The following is a 22151-nucleotide window of genomic DNA, read 5'->3' as shown; positions in this document are numbered from 1 at the left end:
TTATAATTTAGTCTCTTGATAGTATCCAAAAAGATCGTCCATATCGTCGCCTTGATTTTCTACATCCGCGTTATATGGTGAAGAAAGCTCCGTATCCTGCACAAAGCCCAGTATTAACACCTCTCCTTTGGGGATTTTTAACACATTTTCACCCGCTGGGAAGCTATAGGTATGTATATCGAGCATAGGCATGTACTGTACGCGCATCGCATTTCTTACTTTAGCTTCCGCTTGCCCAAAATCATTGGCCGTAGCATCAATTTCCAATACGGGCTTGGGTGCAAAGACTTTATCCGTATTATTAAAATATCCAACCAACACTTTCACGGGTTGATCATTCTCAAATCGAAGGGTAGTCCCCTCAAGCTTCTGCTCTTCGGAGTTTATTACGACAGCATTCATTCCCGTGAGTTCATTGGCTAGATGTGTGACAACGAGCTCCTGATCCTCATACAATTTAGCGCCTTTTTTAAGGGGGACAAACTGCAGCGCAGATTTCACATCCACCTGCCGATCAGCGAGTAACTTCACGGCCTCCTCGGTATCTTCCCCTGCTAGCGACAGAGAGTCAATGGAAGCTTTGAAATTCTGTAGCTCCGTTTGGAAAACAGGAAGCATCTGTTGCCAATGTTTATATGCCCCATCTATTCCACGCATCGGAATTTTACGCGTCTTGGTCTGCATGCTATTTGCATACAGATATGTATCTTTTGTTAGGTCTGTTAGCGTTTTATATGCCGTCACACTTTTCTCAAAATCAGGAACCGCATCGCGCAAGTCCTGTATGTCTTTGGAGCTTTTGTATGCGAGCAACTGAACTGCAGCTTTCACTTTATAGCTGTAATGCGCCGCTAGTGCCTCATGGATCCGGATATCGTGCAGTAACCTTTTAAACTCGGCTTTATTTTTATGTGCTGTATTTTCTAATCCTTCGATTGCAGTTGTCGCAACCCGTGCGTGTTCAACAATTTCATTAGCCACCTGTATGGGCGTTTCCCCATGGTGGGCAATTCCTTTTGCCTGCTTCTCGGCATACTCAATAATCATTTCCCCTTCCGGGGCCTCGGAATCATAGAGCAAAGTGAACAGTCCGTAACGGTAGGGGTTTATTAACTGCGTCATTAACATCCCGAGCGAGGATGTTTGTCTATTTCCATCGGTGATACCGAAGCGCCGTAAAATCTTTGGCGAAATTTCACCTACTTGATTCAAAGCAACAAGTAGTGATTCGGCCTGATTCGTTGTTATCCCATAGAAATCGGAGAGTTGTGCGCTCCAATATGCGCCTTCCTCACTATCACTACGCTCGGCTCGCCATGCATATCTTGCCCACGCGCGGTACCACATCCAGTCGCGCTCCACCTGCAGAAGTCTTTCATCGGTCTTGTCTGCAGAAAATGGCCAATCCCAGTAGGATGCCTGCGGATAGATATGGATGCCGTTTGAAAGATGGATCTCGTGCATCCCTTTAACCGATTTTTGAATGAAATCTGGCGCTGCGTATCGAAACGGCTCTAAGTTCGCTAAAATATGAACGTTTTGAATATGAACGGTACCTATCCGCCCTAAGTCCTGATGCAATTCGGCCCACTTTCCACGCGTTTCATATGTCGTCAAGGCCTCGCCATTGAATTTGGCCATAGTGTACAAATTCTTGTATATCGGCAGCGCCGCGCGCATTACCGCGGGAGCATCTGTATCATGAGCACGAAGAATGATAGGTGGCTCGATATGACTTTTTTGTGCCTGTAGCCCTTGCTTTACCCCGGGAATAATTGTCTTGGTGAACCAATCGATATCATCTTGACCGACTCCCTCCATGGCCTCACCCAAGGTCACCAGCAAACCTACGTTTGGATACTTCTGAACAAAGGCAGCGATAGATTTTTGGGTATAATCTGCTATTAAGGGTGTGATCGTGCGATTACGCTCCTGTGTTTTCAATCCGTGCTTCTCAGCAAATGGTTTGGGCAGAATTATATTATAAAACATTTGAATGATCCAAATCCCCCGTTTATTGGCTTCCTGTGTCAAAAAGCTGTAGATCTCTTCATTCTTTTTAAAGGTCGCCTCATCCACTTCCAATGCATAAGGGTAATCTTTGAGTTTTACTAACGAAGAAAAAGGATGTCCATTCCAAAGGTACAGGGTATTATAGCGGTTTTCGACGAGCATATCAAGATATTGTAGCCACAGCTCTTTGTCGTAAAACCACGGAAAAAGATCCTCGGTATAAGGGTATTCATAAACGTCACGCCCGGGCAGATAATCTGTCTTTTGCATCCCAATACAGGCTCCTCGCAGCAGCATTTCTGGCTGTTCGAGTACGTACACCTGCGAACGGCGACACAAGGAATCACGTACTAATTGTTCGCTTCCGTAAACAAGTCCCGATTCATCCTTTGCTAAAATCACAAGCGGACTTTCCGCATTCTTCTTATATATTAAATAAGACTCCGTCGTTTTTAAACTGTCAATAAGCAGTTGTGGGACCCATTTGCTCCAGTTCTCTGCGGTAGAGAGACCGAGTAGAACATCCCCAGAACCGTAATTTCCGTCATCGCCAAACGCATTGTTGCTTGGTGAAACACCGCTGGACGAATGAAGTCTTTGCAATGCATAATTGAATCGCTGCTCGTTAAGCACCGAGCGCGTGCTGTGATATACCTGCAAAGATTGCGCGAAAAGATCGCTTTTGGCAGTCATAAAAAAACAAACAACCAATGCACAAAAATATTTATAATAGTTTATCATAATTAATAACGCAGTATTTTTAGCGATAAGCAAGCCCCACTGACTAACAACGCTTACACCATCTACCCTCGACAAAATCAACCTTTAACTCGCCTAAATTGGATATTCAAATAAACGACTTTCTACGAAGTTATTCCTCCGCATAATTATCCAATCCTTACAAAATATTAGCATTGATCTTCATTTTAGTACATCAAAAGACGAGTACACGCGCCAACATACTACACTATTCAACAGTCATTCGGCCGAAACGTTACCTAAACTAACAGGTGTACGACAGCCTATTAACCTCAAAAAACGTTTTGTTCTTGTTATTCCCTTATTAATTATCCAATTTTGAGACAATTTACCAAACAATATTTTCACTATTATGGTGTTGTAATGATATACCATACTAATTACTTCAATTTTATGTTAAAAAGAATTCTGCTATTCACATTTACCATTTGCACATTAGCCGCAATTGGGCAGCAAAAACCTATGCTTCCCTATGCCATTCAAAAAGGAACATTGAACGAGCAGTTTATTAACCTAAGCAACTTATCACGATCACAAAGTGTATCGTTCAAGCTAATACGCAGGACCAATTTAGAAATCGTTCGTAAAAATGTATTAGACTCCGTTAGTCAATACAAGCAGCAAATTACTACGCTTAATAAAAACTCATCTTCCTCCACTGCGACAATAAAATCGCTTCAGGACTCCGTTACACGCTTGGATGCAGCGTTGCAAGTAGAAAAAAAATTAACAAACTCAATTAGTTTTCTCGGCATTGACTTCGCGAAGGGCACCTACCACACGATGGTATGGATTCTTATTGCTGTGTTAGCCCTTCTTTTTATAGTAACGCTCGCTTCGTTTCGAAAAGCAAAAGTGGACACAGTAGCATATAAGAAAACTGCCGACGAATTTCAAGAGGAACTACAAGCATTACGCAAAAAAACAATGGAAAGAGAGCAGCTCTTAAAAAGACAACTCTTGGACGAGCAAATGAAACGCAACTCTTAGTGTATTAAATGTGAGACTAGCACTAATATTATAGTTTTCACTTAGCTTTTACGTGCAAAATCATACGATGTCGCACAAAGTCGCTCGTACGGAACCTAGAATTTAACGGGGATACAGGCATTGAAATGGAAAAAGTAAATTAATATCAATAAGCGTTTTGCTTTTAACGGGATATAACTTATTTTTGCATTCCAAAATCTATGCGGTGAACCCGTCGGTTTTAAATTGATTAATAAATATTTAGTCCCTATAACATGCCCAATATTGGTAAAATAGCGCAGATTATCGGCCCGGTAGTTGATGTAAACTTCGCCGACAATGACAATCTTCCTAAGATTTACGATGCATTATTCATTGAAAAAGACAATGGTCAACGCGTCGTATTAGAGGTTCAACAACACTTAGGACAGGAAAGTGTACGTACAATCGCCATGGATGCAACCGAAGGATTGGTTCGTGGAATGAACGTCGTAGATACAGGTGCTCCTATCAAGATGCCTATAGGTGAAAATATCAAAGGTCGTGTATTCAACGTAGTTGGTGACGCAATCGATGGTATCAAAAACTTAGACAAAGAAAACGGACGCCCTATCCATAATGTGCCCCCTAGATTTGATGAACTATCTACAGAATCAGAGGTATTATTTACAGGGATTAAAGTAATTGATTTATTAGAACCATACTCAAAAGGTGGTAAAATTGGTTTATTCGGTGGCGCCGGTGTAGGCAAGACAGTATTGATCCAAGAGTTAATTAACAATATTGCAAAGGGACACGGTGGTCTTTCGGTGTTCGCTGGTGTTGGTGAACGTACGCGCGAAGGGAATGACCTCTTGCGCGAAATGCTCGAATCCGGCATTATCAAGTATGGTGATCACTTTATGGAGGGCATGGAAAAAGGCGAGTGGCCTTTAGACCAAGTTGACGAAGAGTTGATGAAAGAATCGAAATGTACTTTTGTCTTCGGTCAGATGAATGAGCCTCCAGGAGCACGTGCTCGTGTTGCACTATCGGGACTTACAGTTGCGGAATATTTCCGTGACGGTGATGGACAAGGTCAAGGTCGTGACGTCCTTTTCTTTATCGATAACATCTTCCGTTTCACGCAAGCAGGATCTGAAGTATCGGCCCTTCTAGGACGGATGCCTTCCGCAGTAGGTTACCAACCAACACTTGCAACAGAGATGGGAGTGATGCAGGAGCGTATCACGTCAACCAAAAACGGATCAATCACGTCGGTTCAAGCTGTTTATGTGCCTGCCGATGACTTAACTGACCCTGCGCCAGCAACAACGTTCGCCCACTTAGATGCGACAACAGTGCTATCACGTAAAATTGCTGAATTAGGTATCTACCCTGCAGTTGACCCATTAGATTCCACTTCAAGAATTCTTTCGCCAGCGGTATTGGGTGACGAACATTACAATACAGCACAACGCGTTAAAGAAATCTTACAACGCTACAAAGAACTTCAAGATATCATCGCCATTTTAGGTTTAGATGAACTTTCTGAAGAAGATAAATTAACAGTTCACCGCGCACGTCGTGTTCAGCGTTTCTTATCGCAACCATTCCACGTAGCGGAACAATTTACTGGATTAAAAGGCGTACTTGTTGATATCAAAGATACGATCAAAGGATTTAACATGATCCTTGATGGTGAAGTTGATGAATATCCAGAGGCCGCCTTTAACTTGGTAGGTGGTATCGAAGAAGCTATTGAAAAAGGTAAAAAACTAGCAGCGGAAGCAGTTTAATTAGCGATAGTTTCTTACCCTGTTGAAAAGATATGTAATGAGCTAACAACAGTGGTTGTTAGCTCATTTGAGAAGCTAGCCAGCTCGGCGAAATAACGAAGCACAGCGCAGCAAGTATCACAAGACAGACACGAGCATCTCACAAAAAGCACTTGAATGAAATTAACGATCATTACTCCCGATAAATTAGCATACGACGGTGAAGTTACAGAAGTAACAGTTCCCGGTAGTGCTGGTTCCTTTCAAATATTAAAAGACCATGCTCCTATTGTCTCCACGTTGGATGACGGAAAGCTTATCGTAAAAGATAGCCAGGGTGAAACCGTATTTGTAATTAAAGGCGGTGTCGTAGAGGCGAAAGAGAACATTATCACCGTATTGGCAGAAGGAATAATTGGGTAATCTTTCGGCCCAGTTAACGAATACATGCACCCTTATTACGGAATCGTTTTAAGGGTGTTTTTTTGTCCCTAATTATATCGAAAATACGCCATCACTAGTCACGACAAAAAGATGCCCAAACACAGTAAAATCAAACCTACTTATACGCGTAATTTGACAACTATTTCTCGATAAAACACCTTTTCAGGAAGAATTTCGAAGTTTTCCGGCAAAGCGGACCTCCTCGCGACTTATACCCATTTTAATTCTAGTCTACGTAGAACAAAATTTAATTTTGTCCTACTATATTAAAATGAAATATACAAGTAAAAAATTGGTTTTTACGAAATAATAAACTTTTTTAAAAAAAATTAATTTGCTATTGTAAACAATTACGAATAGACCTAACTTAACAAAAGTGAAATTCCATAGCGTCTTTTCTATTCGAGTAGATCATTCGCAACGGGGAAAAAGAGAGGGATGTTATGCAATACTACAATCAAGATACTTACATCTATTTGGAAGGTGAGTTCATTAAAGCTACCGAAGCTGGAATCGATTTATTCGGACAGTCTCTGCACTATGGGTATGGAGCCTTCGAAGGACTCCGTGCTTATAGCACGTTGCATGGCACCCGAATATTTAAAGCCGAAGAACATTTCGACCGACTGAAGCGGTCCTGTGAATCCATCAATCTACCGTATACATGGGATAACCACACATTAGTTGAAAAGTCGTACCATCTACTGGAAGTAAACAACTTGCTTGGTGCATACATTCGTCCACTCGTATTTAGCGGCTCTAACATGCACCTGGCGGCCGCAAAGGAATCCAAAATAATGATCGCAGCATGGGAATGGGGTCCATACTTAGGTCAAAACTTGTTACGTGTATTCACCTCGAAAATACGGCGTCCTAGTCCGAAGTCTTTTTGCATAGATGCAAAAATTTCCGGCCAATATATCAATTCTATATTGGCATCGAGCGAAGCGGTTAAAAATGGTTTTGATGAAGCTATCCTATTAGACGAAAACGGTTTTGTAGCCCAGGCCTCGAGTGAAAACTTGTTCATCGAGAAGGATTTCAAATTATACACGCCCCCACTAGGAAATGTGTTTCCAGGAATTACACGGCAAACGGTAATTGAAATATGCAAGGAATTAAACATCGAGGTTATAGAGAAAAATCTGACGATAGATGATCTTAAAAACGCAGATAGCGCCTTTCTAAGTGGAACTGCAGCAGAAATTATTGGGATAAAAGAGATCGATGAAATAAGTTACCCCGAGCAATGGGAACATACCATCGGAGCGACCATTCAAAGAAAATATAAAAAATTAGTATTAGAAGAAGAGAATTATGAAGTCATCATCTGACAAGGAAAAAGCATTAAACAAATACAGCCGCATCTTTACACAAGATGAAACCCAACCAGCAGCCAAAGCGATGCTATACGGAATTGGGTTAACAGACGCCGACATGGATAAAGCACAAGTCGGTATTGCCAGCATGGGCTATGATGGAAACACGTGCAACATGCATTTGAATGATTTGGCGCAAGTCGTAAAAAAAGGGGTGTGGGCAAACGATTTAGTTGGTCTTACTTTTGGTACGATCGGCGTGAGTGACGGTATGAGCAACGGTACCGACGGCATGCGTTACTCCCTGGTCTCCCGCGACGTAATCGCAGATAGTATCGAAACAATTTGTGGAGGACAGTATTACGACGGGCTTATTGCGATACCTGGATGTGACAAAAATATGCCTGGTGCTATTATGGCAATGGGCCGACTAGACCGTCCTGCTATTATGGTATACGGAGGTACAATAGCTCCAGGGCACTATAAAGGCGAAGAATTAAACATCGTATCTGCATTTGAAGCTTTGGGCCAACGCGTGTGCGGTAACATGTCCGATGAGGATTATGAAGGAATAATTAAACACACCTGTCCGGGGGCTGGTGCTTGCGGAGGAATGTACACTGCCAATACGATGGCAGCTGCAATTGAAGCGCTCGGTATGAGCATCCCCTACTCGGCTTCTAATCCGGCGGTTTCCCCCGAGAAAAAAGAAGAATGTCTTCAGGCAGGTAACTACATTAAAATTCTCCTAGAAAAAGACATCAAGCCATCGGATATCATGACGCGCAAAGCATTTGAAAACGCCCTGCGGACCATCATCATCTTAGGTGGAAGTACCAATGCGGTCCTACACTTTATTGCGATCGGTAAATCCATTGGCATCGAGATCACTCAGGACGACTTTCAGCGCATGTCAGATATCACACCTGTATTAGCAGATTTTAAACCTTCGGGGAAATACCTGATGCAAGACCTTCATCAATACGGAGGCACGCCAGCCGTCCTTAGATACTTATTAGATCAAGGGCTGTTACATGGCGAATGTTTAACCGTTACAGGTAAAACAATGGCGGAAAATTTGGCAGAAGTAAAATCGGTGATCGATTACAATCAACCGATAATCCAAAAACTAGAAAATCCGATTAAAGCAACTGGGCATTTACAAATCCTTTATGGAAATTTAGCGGAAAAAGGTTCCGTAGCAAAAATATCTGGAAAGGAAGGTGAGAAATTCGTTGGTCCAGCACGTGTATTTGATGGCGAACACGATCTTGTCAATGGTGTGGCATCCGGCCGTATAAAACCCGGAGATGTGGTGGTCATCAAAAATGAAGGCCCAAAAGGAGCGCCCGGTATGCCGGAAATGCTTAAACCTACGGCCTTAATCATTGGTGCTGGCTTAGGTAACTCAATCGCACTAATCACCGATGGCCGGTTCTCCGGCGGTACACATGGTTTCGTTGTGGGCCATATTACGCCGGAAGCATATGATGGAGGATTAATTGGACTTGTGGAAGACGACGATATCATCGAGATCGACGCGGTAAACAATACACTTAATCTCCAGGTAGACGACTCGGTAATTGCAGAACGTCGCCAGAATTGGAAACAACCGGAACTGAAAGTTACCAAAGGGGTACTTTATAAATATGCCAAAACGGTATCCGATGCATCAGAAGGTTGTGTCACGGATCAATAAAGCATAATACATACAGGACAAATAAACATTAGTAAAAAGAAAAGTAGACTTCTACTTTTCTGCTATAACTTTTTACTTCATAAAAATGAGTACACTGGAAAAAACGGAAACAAAGCCAAAACAAAAAACGTCAACAGCGTCGCAACTTACAGGGTCGCAAGCCGTATTAGAAGCTTTGATTCACGAGGGAGTAGATACCGTATTCGGTTATCCAGGCGGCGCAATTATGCCAATCTATGATGCTTTGTATGATTACAACGACAGATTGAGACATATTCTCGTTCGCCATGAACAAGGCGGAATACACGCAGCACAAGGATATGCGCGCACCTCGGGTCGCGTTGGCGTTGCTTTTGCAACAAGCGGTCCTGGTGCAACGAATTTGGTAACGGGATTAGCCGATGCTATGATTGATAGTAACCCAATTGTCTGCGTCACCGGCCAAGTTTTCGCTTCCCTACTGGGGACCGACGCTTTCCAAGAGGTCGACGTGATTAACATCACGACCCCGGTAACCAAATGGAACTATCAAGTGACCGACGCTAGTGAAATTCCTAGCGTGCTTGCGAAAGCTTTTCACATCGCGTCAACGGGTCGCCCGGGACCTGTTTTAATTGACATTACCAAAAATGCGCAACTACAGCTGTTTGATTATCCAGGATACGCAACGTGCGATCACATTCGCAGCTACCGCCCAAAGCCAATCGTCCGTAAAGAATATATTGAGCAAGCAGCGGAGTTAATAAATGCCGCAAAAAAACCATTCGTTCTATTTGGACAAGGAATCATCATCGGAAAGGCCGAAGAAGAGTTCAAAAATTTTATTGAAAAAGGCGGTTTTCCAGCCGCCGCTACCGTCATGGGTTTAAGCGCACTAGAAACTGCACATCCACAACATGTGGGCATGTTAGGTATGCACGGTAATTATGCGCCCAACGTGATGACCAACGAGTGTGACGTACTGATCGCAATCGGAATGCGTTTCGATGACCGTGTTACAGGCCGCTTGGATAAATACGCTAAGCAAGCAAAAGTCATTCACTTGGACATCGATCCGGCAGAGATCGACAAAAATGTAAAAACGACGGTACCTGTGTGGGGTGATTGCAAAGAAACTTTACCACAACTCACCGACCTCATCCAAACGAACGATCACCGAGAATGGTTAAATCAATTCCGCGAACTCGAAGCAGAGGAAATTAAAGAGGTCATTCATCCAGAATTGAACCCCACCTCCGAGGTACTGACCATGGGGGAAGTTGTTCGCTTGTTAAACGAACATACAAATGGCGATGCAGTCATTGTAACCGACGTAGGCCAGCATCAAATGGTCGCATGTCGTTACGCTAAATTTAACAAATCGAAATCTAGCGTCACCTCGGGCGGATTAGGAACCATGGGATTTGGTCTGCCAGCAGCCATTGGCGCATGGTATGGTGCACCTGAGAGAGATGTAATTGCTATTATCGGCGACGGTGGTATACAGATGACCATCCAAGAGCTAGGCACCATCATGCAATTTGGTGCTAAAGTGAAAATTCTGATCTTAAACAATGAGTTCCTAGGTATGGTGCGTCAATGGCAACAACTGTTCCACGACAAACGATACTCTTTTGTAAATATTACCAGTCCCGACTTTGTGGCTGTAGCCAAAGGCTATTATATAGAAGGGAACAAAGTTAGCGAACGTGAACAGTTAAAAGAGGCGTTAAAAACAATGTTGGATCACGACGGTGCGTATCTTTTAGAGGTAATGGTAGGAAAAGAAAACAACGTATTCCCAATGGTTGCACAAGGTACATCGGTATCTGAAATCAGATTGAAATAAAATGGAAAAACAAGAGTATACAATTACGCTATATACGGAGAATTCCATCGGTATGATCGGCCGTATATCTGGTATATTTTCCAGACGTAAAATTAATATAGAGAGTTTAAACACATCGCCTTCGGAAGTCGATGGTATCCATCGCTTTACCATATTAATTCACGAGAGTGAAGAAGTCGTTCGTAAGCTGTGCCGTCAAATTGAAAAACAAGTAGAGGTATTAAAGGCATACTACAACACCGATGAAGAATTAATATGGCAGGAGCAGGCACTTTATAAAGTACCAACAGAAATCATTGCTGAAAAAGCACCCGTAGAGCGCTTGCTGCGGGAGTACGGTGCTTCGGCGGTCGTAATCAGAAACGATTATACCGTATTCGAAACAGCTGGACATCGCGAAGAGATTGACAAACTCACGGCAGAGCTCACCAAATATAGGCTCATCGAATTTGTCCGCGGGGCACGTATTGCAATCATTAAAGATAGCGCCGGTTTCCACGCCAAATTAAAACAGTTCGAGCGCGAAGAACCTTCTGAGGAAACAATTGAAAACGAGTTTCTTGATCAGGCAGACAAAGTATTTACCATGTAATCCAATGGAGAAAGAATTCAAATTTATTATAGATGCACGTAAAGCATTTATCGCTTTAGTAGACAGTTTATCCATCGACGAATTAAATCAAATCCCTCACGGATTTAACAATAATATCGCGTGGAATTTTGGACATATCGTTGTAAGCACGCAAACATTATGCTACGTGCGCACAGGGATAAAACCCGATGCCTCGGACGTAAAGTTTGTTTCGGCCTATAAAAAAGATTCCAAACCTACCTCCTTCATTTCTAGTGAAGAGATACAGGAATTAAAAGCTATAGCGATTACGAGCGTCGAAAAAATACAAGCGGACTACCAAAACGGGCTCTTTGCAACCATAACGCCGTATTCAACGGGAACCTATGGAACCACGCTCGCGACATTTGAAGAGGTACTTATCACGACGATAGGTCACGACAACCTTCATTTGGGCTATGCACAGGCACAAAGAAGAGCGCTAAAAAAGTAACAATTAATCAAATTAAAAAAGACAAAAAATAACAAATAAGACAATGGCAAATTATTTCAACACATTACCTCTTAGAGATCAACTTACACAGTTGGGGCAGGCTGAATTTATGGATAACACCGAATTCGCTGATGGCATTAATGCTTTAAAAGGTAAAAAAATTGTAATCGTAGGTGCTGGAGCACAAGGCTTGAACCAGGGTTTAAACCTAAGAGACAGTGGCTTGGATATTTCGTATGCTTTACGTAGAGAAGCTATTGAACAAAAAAGAGACTCTTGGAAGAATGCAACAGATAACAATTTTACGGTTGGAACATACGACGAATTAATTCCAACAGCTGATTTAGTCATCAATTTAACACCGGACAAGCAACATACAGCTGTTGTAAACGCTGTTATGCCATTAATGAAACAAGGTGCAACACTTTCCTACTCACACGGTTTCAACGTTGTAGAAGAAGGTATGCAGATCCGTCAAGATATCACGGTGATCATGGTAGCACCTAAATGTCCGGGTTCCGAAGTACGCGCAGAATACTTAAGAGGATTTGGTGTCCCTACCCTCATTGCGGTACACCCAGAGAATGACCCTGAAGGAAAAGGATGGCCGTATGCTAAAGCATACTGTGTGGGTACAGGTGGTCACCGTGCTGGAGTATTAAAATCCTCTTTTGTAGCCGAAGTAAAATCGGATTTAATGGGTGAGCAAACCATTCTATGTGGTTTATTACAAACCGGATCGATCTTATCTTTCGACAAAATGATTGAAAAAGGCATTGATGCTGGTTACGCATCGAAATTAGTTCAATACGGTGTAGAAGTAATCACCGAAGCACTTAAGCACGGTGGTGTTAGCGGTATGTTAGACCGTCTATCTAACCCTGCAAAAATCAAAGCGTTCCAAATTTCTGAGGAATTAAAAGATATTATGCGTCCTTTATTCCAAAAACATCAAGACGACATCATGTCCGGTGAATTTAGTAAAACGATGATGGAAGATTGGGCGAACGGCGACGCTAACCTATTAAAATGGCGCGCAGAAACCGGCGAAACAGCATTCGAAAAAACACCTGCTGGCGACGTGAAAATTAACGAGCAAGAGTATTTTGACAACTACACGCTGATGGTCGCCTTTGTAAGAGCAGGCGTTGAACTTGCTTTTGAAACGATGGTCGAAGCAGGCATCAAACCAGAATCTGCATACTACGAATCGTTACACGAAACACCGCTTATCGCAAACACCATTGCGCGTAAAAAATTATTCGAAATGAACCGGGTGATCTCCGATACAGCAGAGTACGGCTGTTACCTATTTGATCAGGCTTGTAAGCCGCTATTAGCTGACTTCATGAAAAAGGTTGACACCGATATGGTTGGCAAAAACTTTAATGAAGGCAAAGATGCAACAGTAGACAATATACAACTGGTACAAGTAAATGAAATCCTTCGTAACCACCCTGTAGAAATAGTGGGAACAAAACTACGGAAGGCAATGACAGCAATGAAGGTGATCAAAACTGTTTAATATTTTTCGTAAATTTGAAGGTTATTCAAAGGGGTAAAACAAGCTTATTTTAAGTTTTACCCTTTAAATACTATCCATCTGTATCGCCAACAGGGGATACAAAAAATTGAAACGGGATTTTCTGGTCCGGAAAATAATGAATTTCAGAAAATAGAGAAGAGAAATGGGAAAAACATTAGTTGAGAAGATTTGGGATGCACATGTCGTTAAAAGTCAAGAAGGCTTCCCCGATATTTTGTATATCGACACGCATTTAATTCACGAGGTTACCTCTCCGCAGGCATTCGATGGCTTACGCAAACGAGGACTTCCAGTTTTGCGACCACAGCAAACCGTAGCAACGGCAGATCATAATGTACCAACATTAAATCAGCATTTGCCAATTCAAGAAGAGCTATCTCGCTATCAAGTGGATATGCTAACGAAAAACACATCAGAATTTGGCATCGAGCTTTATGGATTAGGACACCCTTATCAAGGTATTGTCCACGTTATCGGTCCTGAATTAGGAATTACTCAACCTGGTAAAACAATGGTGTGTGGCGATAGCCATACCTCAACGCATGGCGCATTTGGCGCGATTGCATTTGGAATCGGTACCTCCCAAGTGGAACAAGTTTTCGCAACCCAATGTCTACTACTGCAAAAGCCCAAAACGATGAAAATCGAAGTAAACGGCGAACTTGCAAAAGGAGTCGGTGCTAAAGACATTATCTTATATATCATTTCTAAAATTTCAGCAGCAGGTGGCACAGGGTATTTCGTAGAGTACGCGGGTTCTGCCATCCGCTCGCTATCCATGGAAGGGCGCATGACGATCTGTAACATGAGCATTGAAATGGGCGCTCGCGGTGGTCTAATTGCACCGGACCAAACAACATTCGATTATATACACGGCCGAGAATTTGCACCCAAGGGTGAAGAATGGGACCAAGCGCTTGCGTATTGGAAAACTTTATACTCCGATAAGGACGTAACTTTTGATGCTGTTCTCGAATTTGACGCGGCAGATATTGAACCCATGATCACCTATGGAACAAATCCAGGAATGGGAGTCGGTGTGACGCAGAATATTCCAGCTATGACAACCTTGCCAGCATCTGAACAGCCATCCTTCAAAAAGTCGTTAGATTATATGGGATTCCAGGACAACGAACCGGTCTTAAATAAGCCCGTAGATTATGTTTTTATCGGTTCATGTACCAACTCACGTATCGAAGATTTGCGTGAGGTCGCAGCATTTGTGCAAGGAAAACAAAAAGCAGAAGGCGTTGAAGTCTGGATCGTACCGGGGTCCAAACAAGTAGAAGCCCAAGCTAAGGAAGAAGGCATAGACAAAGTCTTCCAAGATGCGGGATTCCTACTTCGTGAACCGGGATGCTCGGCATGTTTAGGTATGAACGAGGACAAGATTCCGGCGGGAAAATACTGTGTATCGACTTCAAACAGAAATTTCGAAGGTCGTCAAGGGCCAAACGCTCGAACCATGCTGGTTAGTCCGCTAACAGCGGCAGCGGCAGCAGTTTCAGGTAAAGTTGTGGATGTAAGAAGCATGATCTAAGATTATGGTTCTTGAGGTAGCTATGTTATCCGTCATAAAAGGATTATCATCCGACTTTGAAAAAGCTTTTGCTCAAGCGGAATTGATAATTGCACGTCAGAATGGCTACATTTCGCATGAATTAAAGAAATGTGTGGAAAAAAATGACAAGTACCTATTAGAGGTACGATGGGAGTCTTTGGAAGATCATACCATTGGATTCCGTGGATCGGAAGATTATCAGCAATGGAAACAACTCCTACATCATTTTTACGCACCTTTTCCTATTGTTGAACACTATATCTAAGACGTATAGAAATGAAAAAATTTAAAAAAATAACTTCTCCGGTAGTGCCACTACCGATCGAAAATATCGATACGGATCAGATTATTCCAGCTCGATTTCTAAAAGCAACAACACGCGAAGGATTCGGCGATAACCTATTTCGTGATTGGCGCTACAACAGCGATAACCAGCCCAAAGCGGAATTCGTATTGAACGACCCTACATTCCAAGGTCAAATCCTAATAGCAGGTAAAAACTTCGGCTGTGGCTCATCACGCGAGCATGCTGCATGGGCGATCCAAGATTACGGTTTCGATGTGGTAATAAGTTCATTTTTCGCGGACATTTTTAAAGGTAACGCACTGAATAATGGTGTACTACCAATCCAAGTAACCGAAGAATTCTTGGAAAAAATATTTGCTTCGGTCTTCGCTGATGCTAACAGCACATTAACTATCGATCTTCAAGCGCAAACCGTAACAATCGACCAAACCCAGGACAGCTTCTCCTTTGAGATTAACGCTTACAAGAAATCATGTTTAATAAATGGTTACGATGATATCGATTTTATCTTGAGCCACAAGGAGCAAATTAAAGAATTCGAAAATAAATAATAATAATGGATAAACCTCTGGTCTATATCTCCAATTTAAACTTGCAGTATGCCGGGCTGCCCGTGCTATGCGATTTAAATTGGAATATATATGCTGGTGAACATTGGGTGATCGGTGGCAAAAGTGGAAGTGGAAAATCGTCATTGGCCAAGGCTATAGTTGGTCAGGAAAAATTCACGGGCGAAATTATATGTAATTACGATAACCCATCGAAGCTCATGCCAATCGCATATTATGTGTCCAACTGGTACCAATTTGCGAATTTAGAAGGTGACAGAAATTTCTATTATCAACAGCGGTATAACAAGCACCAACAAAACGACACCCTCACGGTCTATGCCGATCTGCTCCACTTCGGCGAAAAGAATAATCTTAATTTCCAGGATGCAGAGCCAATTTTAGACGCATTAGGATTTAACAATTGTCGAGAAACACAACTTATCGAGCTCTCCAGCGGTGAGCATAAAAAGCTACAGCTCATTCAAGCATTATGGTTTAAGCCGCAAATACTGATTTTAGATGAGCCTTATACGGGTTTAGACAAAATCGCACGTGTAAATCTAAATATACTGCTCGACAGGCTAGCCGAGCTGGGCACCACACTGATTTTAATTAGCAATGATTTTACTGTGCCCTCGTCGATCAACAGGTTTGGCGAAATAGAAGATGGAAAAATTAATACGGTCGATAATATTAACGCATTCTCTCTAGACGAGACCCGCCAAAGCAAACCGTTCCCTTATTTTCTTCAAAAGGATCCTCCGGGGGAAGCGCAGACTATCGTCGAACTACGCGATGTATCGGTAAAATACGGAGATAAGGTCGTCTTAAAGGATATAAACTGGAAAGTGGCACGCGGCGAAAAATGGCTACTTCAAGGGCATAACGGTTCGGGTAAATCAACATTACTTAGTTTATTAAATGCCGATCATCCACAGGCCTATGCCAGTGACATCTGGCTATTCGGCCAAAAAAGAGGATCAGGCGAGAGCATCTGGGATATCAAAGAGAAAATCGGGATCATCTCCCCCGAACTACATTGGTACTTCGATAAAAACGCGACGGTGTGGCACACGGTAGCGTCCGGCTATTACGATAGTATCGGATGGTTTCTAAAAGTGAAGTATGAGGAGCAACGACAAATTGAACAACTTTTAGACTTTTTTGACCTCCTGGAAGTAAAAGATAAACTACTGCACACACTGCCGCTAGGTAAGCAACGGTTAGCTTTACTGGCACGAACAATTATTAAAAATCCGCAGCTTTTGATCTTAGATGAACCTTGCCAAGGTTTAGATCGAACACAAGCAGCGCATTTCAATGCGGTAGTTGACGAACTTAGCCGTTACGGTAAAACTTTGATCTATGTGGGACATTACGAGTCGCATTTACCCAGTTGCATTGATCACCGACTAGAGTTGGAAAAGGGGGAAGTAATGAAGACCCAAAATATTTTAGAAAAAGCATAACAAGTAGGTCCTTTGGCAACATGCAGAATTTGCGCTTGTAAAGGATGTAATAAAGATACAATGAAGAAGAACATTTTAATTATTCCTGGAGATGGAATAGGTCAAGAAGTAACAGTTTGGGGTAAGCAGGTCTTAGCATCTATCGCTGCGCAGTTTAATCACGAATTCAGCTTTCAGGAAGCCATAATGGGCCATACTGCTATTGAAGCAACAGGAAACCCGCTGCCTGATGAAACACTCGTGAAGGCTAAAGCTTCAGACGCTATTTTATTTGGAGCAATCGGTCATCAGAAATATGACAATGATCCATCGGCAAAAGTACGACCAGAACAGGGGTTATTAAAAATACGCAAAGAATTGGGACTATATGCAAACCTGCGTCCAATTTTATTATTCGATGAACTTTTGGATGCTTCGAGCTTGAAGCCCGAAGTGTTACGTGGAACGGATATTCTCTTTTTCCGTGAACTAACTGGTGATGTTTATTTTGGAGAGAAGAAACGCAATGAGCAAAATACATTTGCCTCTGACCTTATGAACTACAACCGTTATGAGGTCGAACGTATTGCCCGCAAAGCATACGAAGCGGCACGTACGCGTGGTAAAAAAGTATGCTCGGTTGATAAAGCGAATGTTTTGGAGACCTCACGTTTATGGCGTGAAGTTGTACAAGAAATTGCCGCTCAGTACCCAGATGTTGAAACAGAGCATATGTTTATCGACAACGCTGCTATGCAACTTGTCAAAAATCCGAAAAAATTCGACGTCGTCCTTACTGCCAATTTATTTGGTGACATATTAACAGATGAGGCTTCGCAAATTGCGGGGTCCATGGGAATGCTAGCATCCGCTTCAATTGGTGACGGCACAGGTTTCTTCGAGCCCATACATGGATCAGCACATGACATCGCGGGACAAGACAAAGCAAACCCATTAGCGTCTATCCTATCGGTGGCATTAATGTTAGATATCGCTTTTGGCCTACAAGAGGAAGCGAGGGTTGTTACAAATGCGGTAGCCGCTACCTTAAAATCCGGCTGGAGAACCGGCGATATTGCAAATGCAGAAACACGCCCCGAAAATATCTTAGGAACGAACGCTATGGGGGCTAAAGTCCTAGAACTTTTAAAGAAATAATTAACTGAGTATATTCAAAACAAATTAGGGAACTCAAAAACGTTACACAAAACGTCATTTGATATTTTTAATTTTTTAAATTTACATTATGCTACACGATCCAAATCACTTATATATTTTCGACACGACGCTTCGAGACGGTGAACAAGTGCCCGGTTGTCAATTGACGACACCAGAAAAGATTGAAATCGCGCAAGATTTGGAACTACTTGGCGTTGACATCATCGAAGCTGGGTTTCCCGTCTCAAGTCCTGGAGATTTCCAATCTGTTGTTGAACTATCCAAGGCAGTAAAAGACGTTATTATCTGCGCGCTTACACGAGCGAACAAAAATGATATTGATGTTGCAGCTGAGGCATTAAAATTTGCAAGCCGCCCACGTATTCATACGGGTATCGGTTCCTCAGACATGCACATCAAATACAAGTTCAACAGCACACGCGAAGAAATTCTAGCACGCGCTGTTGACGCAGTAAAACATGCTAAAAGCTATGTTGAAGACGTGGAATTCTATGCCGAAGATGCAGGCCGTGCTGATTTAGAATATCTTGCTAAAATGGTTGAAGCAGTAATCGCCGCTGGCGCAACTGTAGTGAATATCCCCGACACAAATGGGTACTGCCTACCCGATCAATATGGTGCAAAAATTAATTTCCTAAAAGAACATGTTCGTAATATCGATCAAGCAATTATTTCTGCCCATTGCCATAATGATCTTGGACTTGCTACAGCGAACTCTATCGCAGCCGTCCAAAATGGGGCGAGGCAAGTTGAATGTACCATCAACGGGATAGGTGAACGAGCGGGAAATACTTCGCTTGAAGAAGTATCCATGATAATGAAAGTACATGCTCAGCACTTTCCAGGCTTAACCTCGAACATCAATAGCAAGTTATTTACCCAGATCTCACGTAAAGTGAGCTCAATGATGCGCATGCCAGTACAGCCCAACAAAGCAATAGTTGGTAAAAATGCGTTTGCGCACAGCTCTGGCATCCACCAAGACGGTTTTTTGAAACACCGAGAGAACTACGAAATCATACGTCCAGAAGATGTGGGATTAAACCAAGCGGATATCATCTTGACAGCACGTTCTGGTCGCCATGCATTAAAATTTCACTTAGAGCGTTTAGGGTATCAATTAGACAAGGATCAACTTGCGATGACATACGAGCGATTCCTTCTTTTAGCGGACACTAAAAAGGATTTGTGTGACGAAGACTTGGAAACATTAATGCAATAAGAATAAACGAGAATAAGAACAGGCCTGTTCTTGTTCTCGTTTAATATGCACTTCCTCCCGACAATTATTATCTTTAAGGGATCATAAAAATATCGCTTATCTATAACTGCTCCATTGCAGTTATAGCTGAGAATGCCTATTAAATTAACTTTTAAATGGATTTATCAACTTTAGTCATAGATGCCAATGAAGCTGCAAAACGTATCAGCGATATTGTCAACCGAACTCCATTACAATATAACCAACACCTATCCGAACAGTATGGTGCGGAAATATATCTTAAACGAGAAGATCTCCAAGTGGTACGTTCCTACAAGCTACGTGGAGCTTATAATAAAATAATAAGCCTTAGCCAAGACGAAGCTGCTCGGGGTGTCACCTGCGCAAGCGCAGGAAACCATGCGCAAGGTGTCGCCCTATCTTGTAAAAAGCTTAATATAAAAGGTATAATATTTATGCCTGGCCCTACGCCCCGACAAAAGGTCACCCAAACAGAAATGTGGGGTAACGGAAATATCGAGATCGTTTTAACAGGCGATACCTTCGACGACTGTCAAAAAGCGGCCTTGGAGTATACAAGAGTTCACAACATGACTTTCATTCCGCCCTTCGACGATCTAAAAGTGATCGAAGGACAAGGAACGGTTGCGGTCGAGGTATTACAAGATCTACCTGACTTAGACGCAATATTTATTCCAATTGGGGGAGGTGGTCTCTCATCGGGTGTGAGCTCTCATATGAAAAAACATGCGCCCAATGTCAAGTTATATGGAGTAGAGCCCGAAGGAGCTGCTTCAATGCAGGCGGCTATCAAAAATAACGGTCCAATTGAACTTGAACATATCAATAAATTTGTTGACGGTGCCGCTGTAAAGAAGGTGGGCACGCTTACCTATCAAATAAGTAGCATGCTACTGGATAGTGTGAGATCGGTTCCCGAAGGTAAAATATGCTCAACCATCCTGGAGCTTTATAATAAAGATGCGATTGTGGTTGAACCAGCCGGCGCACTTTCAATCGCAGCTCTAGAGTTTCACAAAGAAGAAATAAAAGGAAAAAAGGTCGTCTGTATCATCTCCGGCGGGAATAATGATATTGATAGGATGAGTGAAATCAAGGAACTGTCACTTTTGTACGAAGGCTTCAAACATTATTTCATCGTACGGTTTCCACAACGGCCAGGTGCGCTCCGGCTGTTAGTAACCGAAGTATTAGGCCCTAAAGACGATATCACACGATTTGAATATATTAAGAAAACTGAACGTGAACGCGGGCCGGCGCTTATCGGTATTGAACTAGATGATCCCAAAAATTATATAGCACTCATCGAACGAATGAAATCTTATAAATTTGACTTCATTGAACTCAATAAAGACCAAACATTATTTGAATACCTCGTCTAGAAAACAGTTTTAAAAATGAAAGCGCCGTTTAGAGAAATCCAAACGGCTTTCTTATTACCTCCCATTTTTGCCTAATTGAATACGTTCCCAAAATGTACCGGTTTCATTCGGCAAAACGGCCGGCCATAATAACCTATTCGGCGGTACATTCTCTGTAATGCTCGCTAAAAACGTCCCGTATAAAAAATAGAGAAACTCAGTTGGTGAAATAAATTGCCTGTATGCCTCCTGCATTTCTTGATTTTCCGCAACATAACAGTTCTGCGAACAAGCCTCGTTTAGAAGTAGCGTTAAGCCAAGCCGCTCTTGAATCGTATGAACAACGTCCCCATCTACGGCGCGTATTAAAGCTTCCTGATCACGCCTCGAAAACACGAACTGGTCGTTTGCTTCGAAATATCGAAACAGTTTGACTAGATAGGTACTAAAAGTTTCATTATTCATCCTTTTTTCCATTAAAGTTAACTATTTGCCCTGCAACAAAACAAATTGAGTAATAAACCGTTATACATTCGACTAAAAATTATATTATGAAAACAACCAGCATTATTTGTTTTTTAAGCCTTATCTGTTTTATGGCGATAGGACAAACCGACAAAAGCAAGCGCGCTAGCCCCCCAGATAGCACAACAGTCACGACCACAGACGGTGTCAACATCGTTATAAACTACAGCCGACCCTCCGTAAAAGGTAGAGAACTGGGTGTCGATATCGCTCCCGTGGGTAAAGTGTGGCGTACCGGCGCAAATGAAGCCACGACGTTTCAAGTTGATCAGGATGTTACAATCGAAGGCAAAGCATTGCCTGCAGGAAAGTATAGTCTGTACAGTATACCTGGCGAGCAGCAAACGACGATAATATTCAATAAAACATGGGATCAATGGGGAACGAAATACGATGACGGCAGTGATGCCCTACGCGTGGAGGTAAATAATGGTTCACAAAGCGAATTCGAGGAACAGTTCAAGATCTCCGCGATGCCTAGCGGGCTTATCACTTTAAACTGGGGGGAGCATAGTATTCCTTTCACGGTGAAAAAGAAGTAAAACCCTCATAAGAATATAAAGGGTACCGCCTTGGAT

19 protein-coding genes are annotated in these 22151 nt (G+C 42.4%); 17 read left to right on the top strand and 2 right to left on the bottom strand.

Translation table 11 applies throughout. The features are described from left to right. Nucleotides 1-2706 (bottom strand): hypothetical protein, encoded by a 2706-nt coding sequence (locus tag FM107_RS00435; RefSeq protein WP_086946562.1) that lies wholly within the window; start codon nucleotides 2704-2706, stop codon nucleotides 1-3. Nucleotides 2707-3165: 459 nt separating this feature from the next. On the opposite strand from FM107_RS00435, the gene FM107_RS00430 reads away from it, so the two are divergent. The 16 genes from FM107_RS00430 (at nucleotide 3166) to ilvA (ending at nucleotide 21069) form a co-directional block, all read left to right on the top strand. Beyond that, nucleotides 3166-3762 (top strand): hypothetical protein, encoded by a 597-nt coding sequence (locus tag FM107_RS00430; protein ID WP_143559386.1) that lies wholly within the window; start codon nucleotides 3166-3168, stop codon nucleotides 3760-3762. A gap of 254 nt (nucleotides 3763-4016) precedes the next feature. Next, nucleotides 4017-5519: a F0F1 ATP synthase subunit beta gene (gene atpD / locus FM107_RS00425; RefSeq protein WP_086946560.1), complete on the top strand. Its 1503-nt coding sequence runs from the start codon at nucleotides 4017-4019 to the stop codon at nucleotides 5517-5519. 156 nt (nucleotides 5520-5675) lie between these two features. After that, the gene (atpC, locus tag FM107_RS00420) at nucleotides 5676-5921 is read left to right on the top strand and encodes an ATP synthase F1 subunit epsilon (RefSeq protein WP_086946559.1); all 246 of its coding nucleotides are present in this window, start codon (nucleotides 5676-5678) and stop codon (nucleotides 5919-5921) included. Between the two features lie 464 nt (nucleotides 5922-6385). Then, complete coding sequence (locus tag FM107_RS00415) at nucleotides 6386-7276, top strand: branched-chain amino acid transaminase (protein ID WP_086946558.1); 891 nt, start codon at nucleotides 6386-6388, stop codon at nucleotides 7274-7276. Next, nucleotides 7260-8960: a dihydroxy-acid dehydratase gene (gene ilvD / locus FM107_RS00410; protein ID WP_086946557.1), complete on the top strand. Its 1701-nt coding sequence runs from the start codon at nucleotides 7260-7262 to the stop codon at nucleotides 8958-8960. The genes FM107_RS00415 and ilvD overlap by 17 nt, the downstream gene beginning before the upstream one ends. A gap of 85 nt (nucleotides 8961-9045) precedes the next feature. Further along, nucleotides 9046-10788: a biosynthetic-type acetolactate synthase large subunit gene (ilvB, locus tag FM107_RS00405; protein WP_086946556.1), complete on the top strand. Its 1743-nt coding sequence runs from the start codon at nucleotides 9046-9048 to the stop codon at nucleotides 10786-10788. A 1-nt stretch (nucleotide 10789) separates the two neighbouring features. Next, nucleotides 10790-11380: an acetolactate synthase small subunit gene (gene ilvN / locus FM107_RS00400; protein WP_086946555.1), complete on the top strand. Its 591-nt coding sequence runs from the start codon at nucleotides 10790-10792 to the stop codon at nucleotides 11378-11380. 4 nt (nucleotides 11381-11384) lie between these two features. Next, nucleotides 11385-11852 carry a DinB family protein gene (locus tag FM107_RS00395; protein WP_086946554.1) on the top strand — a complete coding sequence of 156 codons (468 nt, stop codon included), beginning with the start codon at nucleotides 11385-11387 and terminating at the stop codon, nucleotides 11850-11852. Between the two features lie 43 nt (nucleotides 11853-11895). Continuing rightward, nucleotides 11896-13377 (top strand): ketol-acid reductoisomerase, encoded by a 1482-nt coding sequence (ilvC, locus tag FM107_RS00390; protein ID WP_086946553.1) that lies wholly within the window; start codon nucleotides 11896-11898, stop codon nucleotides 13375-13377. A 163-nt stretch (nucleotides 13378-13540) separates the two neighbouring features. Next, a complete protein-coding gene (gene leuC / locus FM107_RS00385; RefSeq protein ID WP_086946552.1) occupies nucleotides 13541-14938 on the top strand; it encodes a 3-isopropylmalate dehydratase large subunit in 1398 nt (465 codons plus the stop codon). Nucleotides 14939-14942: 4 nt separating this feature from the next. Then, the gene (locus tag FM107_RS00380) at nucleotides 14943-15224 is read left to right on the top strand and encodes an antibiotic biosynthesis monooxygenase (protein ID WP_086946551.1); all 282 of its coding nucleotides are present in this window, start codon (nucleotides 14943-14945) and stop codon (nucleotides 15222-15224) included. Nucleotides 15225-15235: 11 nt separating this feature from the next. Further along, nucleotides 15236-15817: a 3-isopropylmalate dehydratase small subunit gene (leuD, locus tag FM107_RS00375; protein WP_086946550.1), complete on the top strand. Its 582-nt coding sequence runs from the start codon at nucleotides 15236-15238 to the stop codon at nucleotides 15815-15817. A 5-nt stretch (nucleotides 15818-15822) separates the two neighbouring features. Further along, nucleotides 15823-17286, top strand: a complete 1464-nt coding sequence (locus FM107_RS00370) for an ATP-binding cassette domain-containing protein (RefSeq protein WP_179204353.1) — start codon at nucleotides 15823-15825, stop codon at nucleotides 17284-17286. A gap of 60 nt (nucleotides 17287-17346) precedes the next feature. Then, nucleotides 17347-18423 carry a 3-isopropylmalate dehydrogenase gene (gene leuB, locus FM107_RS00365; RefSeq protein ID WP_086946548.1) on the top strand — a complete coding sequence of 359 codons (1077 nt, stop codon included), beginning with the start codon at nucleotides 17347-17349 and terminating at the stop codon, nucleotides 18421-18423. Nucleotides 18424-18511: 88 nt separating this feature from the next. Then, complete coding sequence (locus tag FM107_RS00360; RefSeq protein ID WP_086946547.1) at nucleotides 18512-19666, top strand: 2-isopropylmalate synthase; 1155 nt, start codon at nucleotides 18512-18514, stop codon at nucleotides 19664-19666. A 155-nt stretch (nucleotides 19667-19821) separates the two neighbouring features. Next, nucleotides 19822-21069 (top strand): threonine ammonia-lyase IlvA, encoded by a 1248-nt coding sequence (gene ilvA / locus FM107_RS00355; protein WP_086946546.1) that lies wholly within the window; start codon nucleotides 19822-19824, stop codon nucleotides 21067-21069. 54 nt (nucleotides 21070-21123) lie between these two features. Here ilvA and FM107_RS00350 read toward each other — a convergent pair whose 3' ends face one another. Continuing rightward, nucleotides 21124-21525, bottom strand: a complete 402-nt coding sequence (locus FM107_RS00350) for a hypothetical protein (protein WP_086946545.1) — start codon at nucleotides 21523-21525, stop codon at nucleotides 21124-21126. Nucleotides 21526-21599: 74 nt separating this feature from the next. Between FM107_RS00350 and FM107_RS00345 the strand changes: the two genes are divergently transcribed. Then, on the top strand, nucleotides 21600-22115 hold the full coding sequence (locus tag FM107_RS00345) for a DUF2911 domain-containing protein (protein ID WP_086946544.1): 516 nt from the start codon (nucleotides 21600-21602) through the stop codon (nucleotides 22113-22115). Nucleotides 22116-22151 lie beyond the last annotated feature (36 nt).

It is taken from the genome of Sphingobacterium sp. JB170 (assembly GCF_900163865.1).
GTDB lineage: Bacteria > Bacteroidota > Bacteroidia > Sphingobacteriales > Sphingobacteriaceae > Sphingobacterium.
This window is presented reverse-complemented; position numbering and strand designations above follow the sequence as displayed.